Annotated in this window: 16 protein-coding genes and 1 other annotated feature; all 16 genes read right to left on the reverse strand. The window is 45.5% G+C overall.

All coding sequences use genetic code 11. From position 1 onward, the window contains the following. Positions 1-8: 8 nt before the first annotated feature. Positions 9-320 (reverse strand): 50S ribosomal protein L21, encoded by a 312-nt coding sequence (gene rplU, locus KJS52_RS12695; protein WP_213515600.1) that lies wholly within the window; start codon positions 318-320, stop codon positions 9-11. Between the two features lie 16 nt (positions 321-336). Further along, positions 337-410, reverse strand: a sequence feature (ribosomal protein L21 leader region). Positions 411-459: 49 nt separating this feature from the next. Further along, complete coding sequence (locus tag KJS52_RS12700; RefSeq protein WP_213515602.1) at positions 460-1671, reverse strand: Rne/Rng family ribonuclease; 1212 nt, start codon at positions 1669-1671, stop codon at positions 460-462. Positions 1672-2306: 635 nt separating this feature from the next. Next, positions 2307-3185, reverse strand: coding sequence for a M50 family metallopeptidase (locus KJS52_RS12705; protein WP_213515603.1), 879 nt, complete (start codon positions 3183-3185; stop codon positions 2307-2309). After that, positions 3178-3891 carry a M23 family metallopeptidase gene (locus tag KJS52_RS12710; RefSeq protein ID WP_213515604.1) on the reverse strand — a complete coding sequence of 238 codons (714 nt, stop codon included), beginning with the start codon at positions 3889-3891 and terminating at the stop codon, positions 3178-3180. The genes KJS52_RS12705 and KJS52_RS12710 overlap by 8 nt, the downstream gene beginning before the upstream one ends. A 187-nt stretch (positions 3892-4078) precedes the next feature. After that, positions 4079-5224, reverse strand: a complete 1146-nt coding sequence (locus KJS52_RS12715; protein WP_213515606.1) for an FtsW/RodA/SpoVE family cell cycle protein — start codon at positions 5222-5224, stop codon at positions 4079-4081. Positions 5225-5229: 5 nt separating this feature from the next. Next, the gene (minD, locus tag KJS52_RS12720) at positions 5230-6021 is read right to left on the reverse strand and encodes a septum site-determining protein MinD (protein WP_213515608.1); all 792 of its coding nucleotides are present in this window, start codon (positions 6019-6021) and stop codon (positions 5230-5232) included. Between the two features lie 3 nt (positions 6022-6024). Then, complete coding sequence (locus tag KJS52_RS12725) at positions 6025-6687, reverse strand: septum site-determining protein MinC (RefSeq protein ID WP_213515610.1); 663 nt, start codon at positions 6685-6687, stop codon at positions 6025-6027. Between the two features lie 58 nt (positions 6688-6745). Beyond that, positions 6746-7270, reverse strand: a complete 525-nt coding sequence (gene mreD, locus KJS52_RS12730) for a rod shape-determining protein MreD (RefSeq protein WP_213515611.1) — start codon at positions 7268-7270, stop codon at positions 6746-6748. Beyond that, entirely contained in the window at positions 7267-8160 is an 894-nt protein-coding gene (gene mreC / locus KJS52_RS12735) for a rod shape-determining protein MreC (protein ID WP_213515613.1), read from the reverse strand. Before mreC ends, mreD begins: the two co-directional genes overlap by 4 nt. Before the next feature lie 24 nt (positions 8161-8184). After that, positions 8185-9213, reverse strand: coding sequence for a rod shape-determining protein (locus KJS52_RS12740; RefSeq protein WP_213515615.1), 1029 nt, complete (start codon positions 9211-9213; stop codon positions 8185-8187). A 41-nt stretch (positions 9214-9254) separates the two neighbouring features. Beyond that, complete coding sequence (gene radC / locus KJS52_RS12745; RefSeq protein ID WP_213515617.1) at positions 9255-9938, reverse strand: RadC family protein; 684 nt, start codon at positions 9936-9938, stop codon at positions 9255-9257. A 382-nt stretch (positions 9939-10320) separates the two neighbouring features. Beyond that, positions 10321-10704 carry a DUF4183 domain-containing protein gene (locus tag KJS52_RS12750; protein WP_213515619.1) on the reverse strand — a complete coding sequence of 128 codons (384 nt, stop codon included), beginning with the start codon at positions 10702-10704 and terminating at the stop codon, positions 10321-10323. Positions 10705-10787: 83 nt separating this feature from the next. Continuing rightward, the gene (locus KJS52_RS28010; RefSeq protein WP_213515621.1) at positions 10788-10997 is read right to left on the reverse strand and encodes a DUF4183 domain-containing protein; all 210 of its coding nucleotides are present in this window, start codon (positions 10995-10997) and stop codon (positions 10788-10790) included. A gap of 248 nt (positions 10998-11245) precedes the next feature. Next, entirely contained in the window at positions 11246-12106 is an 861-nt protein-coding gene (locus KJS52_RS27900; protein WP_246563496.1) for a Maf family protein, read from the reverse strand. 31 nt (positions 12107-12137) lie between these two features. Next, positions 12138-12380: a DUF4321 domain-containing protein gene (locus KJS52_RS12765; RefSeq protein WP_213515623.1), complete on the reverse strand. Its 243-nt coding sequence runs from the start codon at positions 12378-12380 to the stop codon at positions 12138-12140. Between the two features lie 63 nt (positions 12381-12443). Then, on the reverse strand, positions 12444-13937 hold the full coding sequence (locus tag KJS52_RS12770) for an SPOR domain-containing protein (RefSeq protein ID WP_213515625.1): 1494 nt from the start codon (positions 13935-13937) through the stop codon (positions 12444-12446). Positions 13938-14087: the final 150 nt, after the last annotated feature.

The following is a 14087-nucleotide window of genomic DNA, read 5'->3' on the forward strand; positions in this document are numbered from 1 at the left end:
AGCTCCTATTAAGCTTCGATTTTGCCAATTGTTACTTTAGTGTACGGTTGACGATGACCTTGCTTGCGACGGTAGTTCTTTTTCGCTTTGTATTTGTAAACAATGATTTTTTGACCTCTGCCATGTTTTTCAACAGTTCCAGTCACTTTAGCGCCAGATACAGTTGGAGTACCTGCTACAAAACCGTTGCTACCGGATACAGCTAGAACTCGGTCGAAAACAACGCTTTCGCCTTCGCTTCCTTCAAGCTTTTCGATGTAAATGACATCGCCTTCTTGAACCTTGTACTGTTTACCACCAGTTTCGATAATTGCGAACATTATGGGTGCACCTCCTTATAATTCGAAGACTCGCCTAATCAAGGTGACAGCATTAACTGTGCTTAAACCCGATTCGTGCGGTACCTATGTCATTCCTTAACAAAATAACATACCCGACAATTATAGCATATTATGCCTATCACTTCAACACTATTTCTTGCAAATACTTTGCCGTATAGCTGTCCCGCGTCTTTTTGCGTGTCAGCTCCATCAATCCAAGCCTTGTCCAGCCAAACACTACGCATTTGGCGACATCCGACTTAACCGCCTGACTTAGCAGCTTATATATTTTCGAGCGATTTTCTTCCTGCTCCATATCGATAAAATCTACGATAATCATGCCGCCTGTATCACGAATTCGCAGCAAGCGTGCAATCAGCTCAGCTGCTTCCTTATTCGTTTGAAACAGAGTCTCCTCCAAATTGTGATGGCCGACAAATTTGCCCGTATTAACATCGATTACTGTTAAGGCTTCCGTTTCCTCCCAGATCAGATAACCTCCGCTTTCTAGCGGGATGCGGCGTTCAAAGGCTTGCAGCAGCTGCCTGTCCACTGCAAACTGCGAAATAACAGAATGCTCAGGCTGCATATAGCAGCGTATAGAGGGCATATGCTGCGGGGAAATAAGCTTTACAATCATTTTCACCTCAGCTTCAAGCTCCTTGGAGCTAACTCCGATCTCGGAAATTTCAGCAGAATAAAAATCGCGAAACACACGATGCAGCAGCTGTTCCTCGCTATGCAGCAGGCACGGACTCTTTACAGACTCCGACCGGCTTAAAATCGTCTGCCACAGCTGGCGCAAATGCTCAATGTCGCTTTCCAGCGCGTCCTTCGATTCGCCAATTGCTGCTGTCCGCATAATCAGCCCTTCAGGCGAGCGCAGCAATTGCTCTGCGATGCCTTTCAATCGTTCGCGCTCCTGGTCGTCGAGCAGCTTTTTAGAAACCCCGATATAATCGGCGCTTGGCATATAGACCAACCAGCGGCCCGCCAAATTATAATGCGTAGTCACTCGTGCTCCTTTATTGCCCAAAGCATCCTTCACAACTTGAACGATCAGTTCCTGACCTGGAGAAATAAGCTGAGAAATGACTGGCTTTTGCTGCGGCTGCTTATCCATGTTCGGATCGAGCAAATCATCAACGTATATAAACGCATTTTTCGTCAATCCAATATCGATGAATGCCGCTTGCATACCTGGCAATACATTTTTGACAATCCCTTTATAAAAATTGCCCACCAGGCTGCGCTCTTTCGTCTGCTCGACAAAAAAGTCAGTCAGCTGCCCGTCCATAACGACCGCAGCCTGCGTATGCTCTTCATCCATATGAATAAGCAATTGCTTCATTAATTGCCACCACCTTTGTTACATCTTGTCAGCGCTGCGGAGCAAAGCAATCCTCCAGTCGCTTTTTAAATCGTAATGCTTCTTATTTCAATTTTTTAAGGTTGCATTACGATGTTAAAGGCGACACACTCTCGTTTTTCGGATTACTTTGCTCCTCCGCTGGGGCTCATCGTCGATTATGCTACGAAGCAAGCGCAGCTTCATCTAAGTTGAGCTTCTTGAATTTCAGCGCTGCGGAGCAAGCAATCCTCCAGTCGCTTTTTAAATCGTAATGCTTTTATTTGAATCTTTAAGGTTGCATTACGATGTTAAAGGCGACACTCTTCCGTTTTTCGGATTGCTTGCTCCTCCGCTGGTGCTTTTTTCTTTTGGGTCCATGCTTCGATGTCAGGTTCACTACGAAGCAATCCATCGTCATCAAAGTCCAGCTTTTTAAACCACCTTCCAATTGAAGTTTAAAAATTGGGCTTTCAGGACCAAGAAGCTTGGACGCTAGTAGAAAATGAGGAGCGCAGCGTAGGCACTTGCTACGTGAGCACCGGAATTTTCGCTAGCGTTCAAGATTCGCCGCCGAATCCGCTACAAAGGAGTCGCATCGTCATCAAAGTCCAGCTTTTTAAACATCCCCTACTATTTTAGCGTAAAAGTTCTCCTACTGCACGCTGCCCCTCCCCCCCCACACAATGCTCCAAAGCCTCTTGCTCAGGCAGCAGACGAAAAGGCTGGTCGAGGCGGTCAATAATACAAAGCAAATTCGTTCGGTTTCTCCGATAGTTTTTTAGTGCCTCGTACAAGGTTTGGTTTGCGGGAGTGAGGATCGGAAATTCTTTTTTCTTTCCTTGCACCTTTCGCTTGAGCTGAGCATGCCGCTGCAGCATAAAGCGGTAAAAAAGAAATGGTATGTTGCGCAGTGTCGTCATATTCGAGGCCAGTAAAAATATGCCGATCATTAATTCGTTCAGCTTGATTCCACCTGATTTCAATATTACAGGCAGCAGCGAATATATGATAATCATTGCACTTATTGCAACGCTAATACGCGCTGTCCATAGCAGCGTTGCATAATAGCTTAAACGATAGCTAAGCAGCGCCTGAGCAATTTTGCCCCCGTCGAGCGGCATGACAGGCAGCAGGTTGAAGACGGCGATCCATAGATTGGCCTCAATGAAGTAGGTTGTCCACTCCAAAGACCACCAGCCAAGCTCGCCAAAAACGTAAGCCAATACGATCATCCAAATGTTTTGCAAAGGTCCTGCAACCGCAACTAGCAGCTCTTCCTGAGCAGAAGCGCCAGCAGCCTCTTCTACTTCAACGACCCCGCCAAAGGGCAGCAGCTTTACAGATCTTACCCTCCAGCCCATCGCATGCGCCATAATAACATGTCCAAGCTCATGGACAATAACTATCGCAAACAAGGTGAGCAGCTCTATAAAATAGCCAGTCAAAGCGGACAGCAGCAGGATCATGACAAATAAAGGATGCAAGCTCCACTTGATTTGCGTCCATTTATTCAAGTGTAACCACACCCAGAGGATCAATGTACTGATCCCCTTGCTTCATCGCAAGAAACAATACACTATAATCTTCGCCGGCAATGGGAGCCAAGCGCCCAATGACTGACCCCGCTTCAACCCAGTCGCTTACCTCCACATCCACCTCGCCTAGCCTTGTATATATCGATAAGCGCTGATTGGCGTGCTGAATAATGACACTATCCTTCTGCTCAGGTACTAGAATCACTCTTCCTTTTTCTACTGCTTTTACTGGTGCTTGCTTGTCCCCTGCAATCTCTACGCCATTCAGCAGCTCGGCAAAGGAGTGCAGAAGTACGCCATCCTCTAGCGGAGCTACTGCCTCATTGGCTGGTTGCTTGGCTAGTGCAAGCTCGCTTTTATTACCAAAGCTAGGTATAAATGAAGGCGAGCCTTGAAACAGCTCCTCGTACCAAACTGCAATGGCTACAAAATCAAACGAGCGATCCAGCTCTGTTTTGAGCCAGCCTTTGGACTGCTCAATAACCGGATGCTTTACATGGGATGCAGCAAATAAGGCTACAAAAATAATAATTGCAAAAATCGCTTGAAACTTCAGATGCTGGAAGAAGCTATAAGAGCTTTTCTCGTCCAGCTCACTGCCAGTGTGGTCCTCCATCCCCGCTTGATTCCAGTGGTTGTTATCCTTCTTCCACAGCTTCTCAGGATCTCGTTCCATTTGGTCCATAACGCATCAACTCCATTATTCAGCTTATACTTATCCTTATGTTCAGTTCAGGACAAGTATGCTGAAGCTGGTTGGAAGCTGCTTTTGATCCAAAAACTTATTTATCCTGTCAGAAAACAAGAGACTACCAAAGCTCAGCCAAGCCAAGCAAGGTAGTCCTGCGAATCGACCTTATATTTGAATGCATTTAATCTTCAATTTCGTACATATGCTGATGGGCACGAATGCTCATTACCAGACCAATTGAAAACATATTAAGCATAAGCGACGTACCGCCAAAGCTTATAAACGGCAATGTGATGCCCGTAATCGGCATAATGCCGATCATCATTCCGATGTTTTGGAATATTTGAAACACAAACATCGACACAATCCCGATGATCATATAAGCTGCCCGCCTATCCTTGCACGTAAAGGCGACAAGAATCATCCTGTATATGAGCACGAAGTAAAGCAGCAGCAGGATGGCAGCTCCCTGGAAGCCGAATTCCTCGCCAATAACAACAAAAATTGAGTCAGAATACAAGTATGGAACAAAGCCGCCGTTTTTCATCGTCCCCTGCAAATAGCCCTGCCCCGACAAGCCTCCCGAGCCAATTGCCTCCTGCGCATTTTCAGACTGCATTCTCTCGTCATACGTCGCTTGCTCAGGATGGATAAAGGTGTTAATCCGCTCATACCAGTGCACCTTTCCCTGATCTTCAAAAAATGTCTTAATCTCATCATTGAAATTAGTAAACAGAAAAACAAATAGCAGCAGGGAGCCTACTACAATTCCAATTCCGATCAGCGTATGCCAATACTTGACATTCCCCATCCACAGCATGCCGATTACAATTACGACATAAATAATCGCATTGCCAAGGTCCGGCTGGGCCATGACAAGCGCAAAAGGGATGACTGAAAAAATTCCGATTGGAATGACATCTTTTACAAATTTCAACGGCTCGCCCATTCGTCTGCCAAGCAAATAAGCGATCCCGATAATGAGAAAAATTTTAACGAGCTCAGCGGGCTGGACAGAAAGGCCAAATATATCAAACCAGCCTCTTGCACCGTTTTTTGTTTTACCTATTGTGAGAATCAGGACCAGGGAAACAAGACCAATCCCGTAGAGCAGCCACCAAAATTTCAAAAAAATACGATAATCGATAAATACCATAGCAAACAGAACGAAAAAGCCTAAACAAAAATATAGAAGCTGAGTCTTTTCAAACCCAGCATACAAAATCGTATGTGCTGTTGCGCTATGCAAAATAAAATAGCTGATAAACATAAGTGCTATCAGTATAAAAACGATGACCCAATCTATTTTTTTAATTTTGTTAAGCACTTACATCATCCCATTCCGAAAAACTTGCGGATCCTTGTCAGTGTTCCTGTTTTCTCATCTAAAGTCATTAGCGGCACCATATCCCCCAGCATTCGTCTGGCAATGTTGCGATAGGCCATGCCGGATTTAAAGGTCGGGTTCATCGCTACCGGCTCGCCGAAGTTAGAACCGGCAATCACCTTTTCATCCTCTGGCACGATGCCAAGCAAGTCGATCGCTAGCACCTGGCAAATATCGTTAATTTCCAGCACTTCACCTCGCTTCATCATAGCTGGCCGCACACGATTGACGATGAGCTTGGAAGGAATTTTATTTTGCTCCAATAATCCGATTACCCGGTCAGCATCACGAACTGCAGCCGTTTCCTGTGTCGTGACAATGATAGCGCGCTCTGCTCCGGCAATCGCATTGCGAAATCCTTGCTCAATGCCTGCCGGGCAGTCGATAATAACAAAGTCATGCGTTTGCTTTAATTCTGTAATAATATTTAGCATCTGGTCTGGCTTAATATCATCCTTGTCCTTCGTCTGAGCAGCTGGCAGCATGTAAAGCTCGTCAAAACGCTTGTCCTTGATTAAAGCCTGCTCAAGTCTGCAGCGCTTTTCAGCAACATCAACAAGATCATAGATGATGCGGTTTTCCAAGCCCATAATGACATCCAAATTGCGCAAGCCGATATCTGTATCTACTAACACTACCTTTTTTCCCAACAGCGCGAGTGCTGTACCGATATTTGCAGAAGTCGTCGTTTTCCCAACCCCGCCTTTGCCTGATGTGACTACGATAGCCTCTCCCATAGACTACACTCCTCTCATGATTATTGGCACACGATTTTCTCGATGCAATAGCGTCAGCTTTTGGACACATAGCTGCTCATTTTCTATGTATGCATATTCCATCAGACCATCCCCAGGCTCAACGTCGTCTGAAGGATCACTCATAATGTCTGCAATTTTCATTTGTGTTGGCTTGAGCACAGATGCCGCAATAATTGCTTCCTTTCGCCCGTTGATGCCTGCATAAGCGATTCCGTTTAACGCTCCCATCACATAAATGTCGCCTGTGCAGCGTACGACCCCTCCCGGATGCACGTCTCCAAGCAGCAGCAAGTCCCCATCATAGTCTATTTCCTGTCCAGAACGAACAATCGTTGTCGCTACCTTCAACTGAGCATGCGCGCGAAGCTTGCGTGCAGGCGGAACATCGCTTTCAATTGCCTGAACCATTAAATTGCCCTGTGCGCGCAGAATATCTGACAGCTGCTTGGACTGCTCTTCAGTTATTGCTCGCTGTCCCAGCTTTACCGTAATATGAATTAATGGACCTGACAGCAACTGCTGATGCGTTTTTTCAAGCTTATGTTTCAGTTCGCTTAAAATAACCTCGAAATCACATTGATCGTCGAGAAGGAATAGCAGACCGTCCTTAACACCTTTTATCATAATATGTTGTTTTGCTGTCATCTAAGTCCCTCCCAACCTAATGTATTCTCGCTCAGCCTGCAACTTTCCTGCTATTATCCTATAATTCCTCAGACGATTCTGCAGATCTCATCCGTTTTTCAAACATTTTTCGGACAGGCACATAGATGCACAGCGTGAAAACAAGCTGCAAAAACAAGCTTGGCAATATATATTGAATGAGCGCCCATGGATAGGAGCCATTCGTAAACTTGAACACAGAATAGACAAAATATAGTGCCGAATCATAAGCCAGACATGCAAAGCCGACGACTGAAATCGCCAGCAGCAATGTCGTTTTTTTACGCTCCAGTACAACTCCAACCAAGTAGCCGATAAGCCCCATAAAGAAAAAATGCGGTCCAATCATATGTCCGTAATAAATAACGTCCTGCAAAAGGCCAAAGCCCATCCCCAGAAAAAGAGCTTGGTGGCGGCTGCCATACAAGGCTGAAAAAATGACGATAACAAACGTAAAGTGAGGAATGATCCGATCACCGTAGCTGTCTGGAATTAGCCACGGAATTAAAGAGCCCTCCACTAAAAAAATGGCCAGCATGAGCAGCACGATACGATTCATGCTCATGGCGTAGTCTCCTCTTCCTCATCATAGCTTGGAGCCGCTACTACAAACACCTCAGTCAATTTATTCAAATTAGCAAATGGTTTAATCTCGGCTACATAGGTCAAACCAAAGTCACCGACCTTCAAGGACTCGATTTCACCGATTCTAAGTCCGCGTGGATATATATTTCCCAGTCCGGAGGTGATCACAATATCGCCTTGAACCATTGGATCCTCTTCTCCGATTTTGCTCATAATTAATCGCTCTTGCTCCGTATCATAATCCGACAATATGCCAAATGATTCCGTTTCTTTTCCCATGACGGTAGCAGAAATTGCATTAAACGTCGTGGACGTTGTGCTGAGCTCCGTATAAGGCGTTACCGACGCATAGAAAGCAGAGACTGAATTTACAATGCCAACCAAGCCATCTGACGTCACGACCGCCATATTTTTCTCCACACCATGCTTGGAGCCCAAATTAATATTGATCGTACGATTGTTGGCATCATTGTTAACTGAGATAACCTGGGCAATCATATACTTGTAATCATACATTTGCTCTTGATGAATTTTGAATTCCAGCTCTTTCATCAAACGTTCGTTTTCGCTTTTGAGAAAGTTGTATTCAACCTTATCGCGCGCATAGGCTGCAGCCATCATGCGAAACTGTTCATTTTCCTTATAAACCTCATTCAACTGGCTTATATCTTGAAAGAAGCCCGCTATAGCACCAGCGGGCCTGTAAATCAATTGCTGAACAAATCCAACGGTATCTTTAAGAAATCGCTCTGGCCACGTAATCTTCTCTCTTCCGCCAATTGTGAGGCCAATTAAAACAATCAACACTAAAAAACCGACCATTAGCATAAATAAACGTTTATTTTTAAGAAAATTAAACAAATGAGTCACCCGCCATATGCCGGACTACGGGCTTTAACGCTTCGATCTTAACGTTGACTTGGACTTGAATAGATCCATATGCTCCAATGCAAGACCTGTACCTACTGCAACACAATCCAATGCGTTATCAGCCACCATAACCGGCATTCCCGTTTCTTTTTTTAGTAGTTCATCCAAATTTTTAAGCAGAGCGCCTCCACCAGTCAATACGATGCCGCGATCCATAATATCTGCGGAAAGCTCTGGTGGGCTTTTTTCAAGTGTAATTTTTACGGCATCTACTATCGCATTGATCGTATCAGCCAGTGCCTCAGTAATTTCATCTGAAGTAATCGTCATCGTTTTAGGCAAGCCTGACAGAATATCACGGCCGCGAATATCCATCGTAAGCGGCTGCTCCATTTTGGTAGCTGACCCGATTTCCATTTTTAATTGCTCGGCAGTACGTTCCCCGATTAATAAATTGTAGGCTTTCTTAATATATTGAATAATCGCTTCGTCCATGCTGTCGCCAGCGATGCGCACAGAACGGCTTGTAACAATTCCACCTAGTGAAATAATCGCAACCTCAGTTGTACCTCCGCCAATATCAACAACCATGCTGCCTGTAGGCTCCCAAACCGGCAAGTTAGCACCGATCGCAGCAGCAAACGGCTCCTCGATCGTTTGAGCTTCACGAGCGCCGGCTTGCTTGGCAGCATCCTCTACTGCGCGCTTTTCAACCGCAGTTATTCCAGAAGGCACACAAATCATAATATTAGGATGATTCCCAAACATAGAACGACTTTTTTGCGCCTTTTTTATAAAATATTTAATCATCGCTGTCGTTGTATCAAAATCAGCAATGACACCGTCTTTCATTGGGCGAATGGCACTAATATTTCCAGGTGTACGGCCAATCATCAGCTTAGCCTGTTCGCCAACCTGCACAACTTCCTTCGTATCATTGCGCACGGCAACAACGGATGGCTCCCGCACAACAACACCTTTTCCTTTAATATATACTAATGTGTTTGCAGTTCCCAAATCAATTCCTAAATCCTTCGTAAAGCTTCCAAACATGATGTAACTCCCTTCTAGTCGGTCAATCCCTATCCATTATATTATAGATAGCCTTGCTCCTTCAAACTGACGAATGTACCATCGCCGATAATTAAATGATCAAGTATCTCTATACCAAGCAAGGATCCCGCTTCCGCTAATCGTTTAGTAATTTGTATGTCCTCTGGGCTAGGCGAGGGGTCGCCACTCGGATGATTGTGGATGCATATAATGGATGCGCTGCTTGAACGAATCGCCGCTCGAAACACTTCTCTGGGATGAACGAGCGATGCATTTAAAGTTCCCATAGATAGCGTTTCTTTGCCTACGATATGATTTTTAGTATTAAGAAACAAGCATATGAAATGCTCCTTCTTCAAATAACGCAGCTCTTCCATTACATACATTGCCGCATCATAAGGACTGCGCACGGTAACAACATCTCCAAGGCTGCTTCTGGCCACTCGCTTGCCAAGCTCAATGCCTGCAAGCAATTGCAGCGCTTTGGCTTGTCCAATTCCTTTAATGGCTGTTAGCTCATCAAGACTCATATCTACGAGCTCTCGCAAAGAACCGCATTGCTGCAGCAATTGAGCTGACAGCTGTACTGCGGATTGATTTTTCGTACCTGTTCTAAGCAATATTGCTAACAATTCTGCATGACTTAAAGCATCTGCCCCATATGTGATCATGCGCTCTCTCGGACGTTGGCTATGGGGAAGCTGGCGCAGCGTTTGATGTTGCATCTGGGCTCCCGCCTTTCTATTGGCTAAATTTATCAATTTTAGCGTAGTAACTTCACGTTCAAGCTACAAGAAATAGAAGCGCGCTGCAGTCCTTGTCCCACTGGGCGAAATAAATACTTTATCATTATAGTACCCACATTAGGGTTGCACAACTGCAATTGGCACTATAAAGCAAACGCGGCAGATGGATAGCTTGTCCGCAATTCGTACCAATCAAGCAACAAGAAGCGCTGCAGCACATTTATCAGGAGAAGCAATATACATAAATTACCTAGCAGCACATGCAGAAGAATCGCCTCAGCCTGCTATTTCATGCGTTTTTTGAGAGCTGGCCCGAGCAGGATTGCACTCGGACTTGAGCTCTCGATGCATTAAATTTTTTTCATGTATTTAAAGTAACGGTAGAGGATGGATCAAAATTAATTATTTCTAATACGATCGGGGAGTTGGAAATAATCGGTTCTCCGCCTGTTGGAACATTAATGGCTAGTGATCCGACTGCAGTTGCTCCGGGCGTATACGTTGAAATGCCATCCATTTGTATAATGCCGTTGATGTATACGTTGTAGATGCTGTTGTTTACGGCAAGATCCGGCAGTGTAACGACGGCTTGACCAGCATCGTCAAAGAAGCTTGCGGCATCAATCGATAGCGTTCCACCTGCCGCTGTATCAGCTGTCGTAACATAGAAGTATCTTTGCTGCTGTGGAGCTGTTTCAATCGTGGAAGACGCCGTAATCTGGAGCTTCATCAGTTGTAGTGCCATACTAACCCTCCTTAGTTATTCAGATACTATATTTATATTAAGAATCTGCTCTAATGACAGGGTTATTGATACCATTAAACTATCTATTTTTTCTTTACTAGGTAGAAACCGATAGATTCTAGAATGATTGGAGTTCCCTCATAAATGGTTTGTCCTGTAGCTGTCAGTGCAAGTCTTCTGGAGTTCACTTTATATAAGCTTCCTCCCTGCATGACACCATTGATATACAAATTAAAATACCCTGCTTTGCCGAAATTGCAAAAGCTTTCAGCTGCGTTCCCGCGATCATTCATGCATTGCTTGGGAGATATGACATAGCCATCCTCCGTCAACTCAATATTAGTAGGAGTAATGTAAAAATATCGCTTAACTTTCGGCCGTATTTCAATTGTACGGACTCGCCGGATTGTGCAAGCTCGTTTCCGCCCCACTTTCGACACCCTCCATTGCAAGTTATTTTAAATAGCTTATGAATTCCGCTAAAACCGTGCAATGGACATAAGTCCGTGTCTAAAGCTTGTCGGGCAGGAAACGGGTTAGATTAAGTAGCAAACGGGCTAATCCCGAATTGCAGCAGTGTTGGATAGAGCAAATTTAGCGGCAGACCCATTACACTGTAAAAATCACCTTCGATTTTTTCAACGAAAATAGAGCCAATTCCTTGAATGCCGTATGAGCCAGCCTTGTCTAACGGTTCGCCAGTCTTAATATAGGCATAAATCTCATCATCGCTCATTGAGCGAAATGTAACCTGGCTATAGGTGTGGCCAACTACTGCTGCCAGCTGATCAGATTGAAAAACAAGCTCATACTGGCCGTAAGCGCCAAAGGCGATACGCTTAGCTGCAGCTCTACTGTTGAACCTGGCGATGCTTTCGCCCGCTGCAGCACTATTGCCCGGCTTTGCGATGCTTTCGCTTGTCGCCTGGACAAATGCAGGCATTATCTCATTCTCCATTTGGACTTGTTGTAATGCACCAGTCTTATCGCAACCGCTGTGCAGCAACATGATGCCTGTGTACACGTAATGGCTTCTTCCCTGAAGTTTCTTGAGCATTTGAAAGGCTTCATTTTCCGAGGCCGGCTTGCCAACAATCTGATCATCGACCACAACGACCGTATCTGCAGCTAATATTAACGCTGAATTCGGGTTAATATCGTGTGGCGCCCTCCCTTCAGCAATCGCTTTAGCTGTTGCTTCAGCTTTAGCCATACTGAGCAGTTCCACTGCTTCAGCTGGCTGCCAGGCACGATCGATTCGCTCATCAACCTCTACTGAAAAAACAGAAACCGGCAAGGAAAGGTCGAGTAAAGCGACCAGTTCCTTCCGGCGCGGCGAAGATGAAGCCAATACAAGCTGGCTTATCCGTTTATGTAAATGCTCATTTTGTACGTCATTCATCTGAAAATTGCTCCCTTGCGGTTTTCAATCTTTACAGCTTACGATACAACCAAATCGCTGCCAGCATACCAATAATGCTCAGCAGGCTAATATTGATGTTAAGAGTTAAATTAAGGGATATGACATGAAAGTCAAAAGATGGCGACCAGCTTGTTGTAATTGCATTCGTTAAAAAGGAAAGCCCTGGAACAGCTTCCAGCCAGTATGAAACTAATGAACCTGCCAATAAGCCAAGCAGAAGCAGCAGCAATAATGTCCATTTGTTTTTCTTCATCCGTCATATCCTTTCCTTAACATCCATTGTACTCTAATCTATTATACGCACCTAATTTGACGATTACAATGCGTTTGCAGACTCAAACCAATCTTTTTGTATCAGCACCGCTTTCACAAGTGCGGATTGCGCCTTCCACAGATAGCTCGACTTGGGTTGAGCCTGATAGCTCTCCAGCTGCGTCTGAGCCTCCTTAAGCTGTGCCTGCAGCGATTCTGCCCGCTCTATGTCCTCTGGAGCCGCCCACTGCTTGGCAACCGTCTCGGCCAGCGACATCCATTGCTCGTACTTTTCCTGCCATGCTTCCTGAGCTGCCTTGCCGATCGCACTAAAGCTCGTTTGCTCAAACTGAGCCGACGCCAGGTCTGCAAACATTGCAATCAACTCATTGCTTTGCACAAAATATTGCTCAAGCTGCACTGCATCTCCGTTAAATGCCATCGTGCCAGGCATCGCAAATGTAAACGCTTTGCGGTACGTTTCGATCCCTTTTATTTTGGCTTGAACCGGCTCTGCGTTAGCAGCAGATGACGCCAATCCAGCGTAAACATAGTAGCGATTGCTGCTGTCTTTCATATATTGAGCAGCAAAGCCAGCATTCTGCAGGCTTGCGATAACCTCGTCTCGTGTGCTTTCCTTCGTAAACACCCCAGCTTGCAGCAAATGATAGCTGAATGCATGCTCGCTCAGCTTCAAGCCAGAGCTTGCGGATTGAACAGGCTGCTGATTGCCAGAATCCGGTGCTTCAGGCGTGGCTTCATCAGACTGTAGCGACTGCTCTTCTACTGGCAAGCCACTCTCTGCATGATCAGCGATATTTTGTTGGTCAGGCTGTGCGAAAGCGGACATCGGCCAAACCGAAACGCCGAATACAAGCGTCAGCAGCAAATAGCCGATCAACACACCAGAAGCAACAGCACTTGCTACAGAAACTGCACCTTGCATCCAGGTAAAGGATTTGCGTGTTGAAGGTCTTGCTCGCTCCCATCCTTCCGACGCCTGCTCTTTATGCCAGGCTGCTTCATGCTGCTTGTCTGCATGTCCAGTCATTGCATGTTCAGTCGTTGCATGTCCAGTCGTTGCATATCCAGTCATGGCATGTCCAGTTCCTGCCACTGCCCCGGACATTGCCTCTGCTTCTGCCCCCAGCATCCAATCATCTTCGCGATCAAGCTCATAACGCTGCTTCAATAGCTCATCCTCATCGGGAACGCTTGGCTGTGAATCTGCATTGCGTATCAGCTGCTCCAGGCCTTCAAGATCAAGCTCATACAGCGGCGGCCCAGGCTCATGCTCCTCTCCCTCTGCTCCATTCAAATGCACTGCTGCATGGATTGGCTTCGGCACAGTCGGTTCGTGCATCGCACTTGCCCGATTGTTTTGCTCCTCTCTGCTCGCTGCAATAGCAGCTCCTGCTGCTTGCTCAGTTGGCTGCTGTTCAGCAGGTTTGCTGCTCATAACGCTCCATTTATTTTCCTGTTGAGCCTGAGCTCCGTACTCATCTATTTTATTTCCATTACGATCAAAACGATATGTAATACGATTCGCTTTTGACATTGCGCTCACTCCTTTCTCTTTTCACTATCATTCTATGAGCCAGACTACGAATATATGATAGCTTCACTCAAAAATAAACGATAGAATGATAGAAAAGAAAGCGTTAAGCCATCACATAATGTCAAAATAAAAGGACGATCAAAGCAGCTA

Source organism: Paenibacillus montaniterrae, from assembly GCF_018403185.1.
In the GTDB taxonomy this organism is placed as follows: domain Bacteria; phylum Bacillota; class Bacilli; order Paenibacillales; family Paenibacillaceae; genus Pristimantibacillus; species Pristimantibacillus montaniterrae.

Excerpts from the sequence above, each read along its gene's own strand:
- KJS52_RS12710 (WP_213515604.1), bottom strand. The coding sequence starts at position 3,891 with ATGGACCAAATGGAACGAGATCCTGAGAAGCTGTGGAAGAAGGATAAC.
- KJS52_RS28010 (WP_213515621.1), bottom strand. The coding sequence starts at position 10,997 with ATGAATGATCGCGGGAACGCAGCTGAAAGCTTTTGCAATTTCGGCAAA.
- KJS52_RS12725 (WP_213515610.1), bottom strand. The coding sequence starts at position 6,687 with ATGACAGCAAAACAACATATTATGATAAAAGGTGTTAAGGACGGTCTG.
- radC (WP_213515617.1), bottom strand. The coding sequence starts at position 9,938 with ATGCAACATCAAACGCTGCGCCAGCTTCCCCATAGCCAACGTCCGAGA.
- KJS52_RS12700 (WP_213515602.1), bottom strand. The coding sequence starts at position 1,671 with ATGAAGCAATTGCTTATTCATATGGATGAAGAGCATACGCAGGCTGCG.
- KJS52_RS12765 (WP_213515623.1), bottom strand. The coding sequence starts at position 12,380 with ATGAAGAAAAACAAATGGACATTATTGCTGCTGCTTCTGCTTGGCTTA.
- mreD (WP_213515611.1), bottom strand. The coding sequence starts at position 7,270 with ATGAGCATGAATCGTATCGTGCTGCTCATGCTGGCCATTTTTTTAGTG.
- KJS52_RS12740 (WP_213515615.1), bottom strand. The coding sequence starts at position 9,213 with ATGTTTGGAAGCTTTACGAAGGATTTAGGAATTGATTTGGGAACTGCA.
- minD (WP_213515608.1), bottom strand. The coding sequence starts at position 6,021 with ATGGGAGAGGCTATCGTAGTCACATCAGGCAAAGGCGGGGTTGGGAAA.
- rplU (WP_213515600.1), bottom strand. The coding sequence starts at position 320 with ATGTTCGCAATTATCGAAACTGGTGGTAAACAGTACAAGGTTCAAGAA.
- KJS52_RS12750 (WP_213515619.1), bottom strand. The coding sequence starts at position 10,704 with ATGGCACTACAACTGATGAAGCTCCAGATTACGGCGTCTTCCACGATT.
- KJS52_RS12770 (WP_213515625.1), bottom strand. The coding sequence starts at position 13,937 with ATGTCAAAAGCGAATCGTATTACATATCGTTTTGATCGTAATGGAAAT.
- KJS52_RS27900 (WP_246563496.1), bottom strand. The coding sequence starts at position 12,106 with ATGAATGACGTACAAAATGAGCATTTACATAAACGGATAAGCCAGCTT.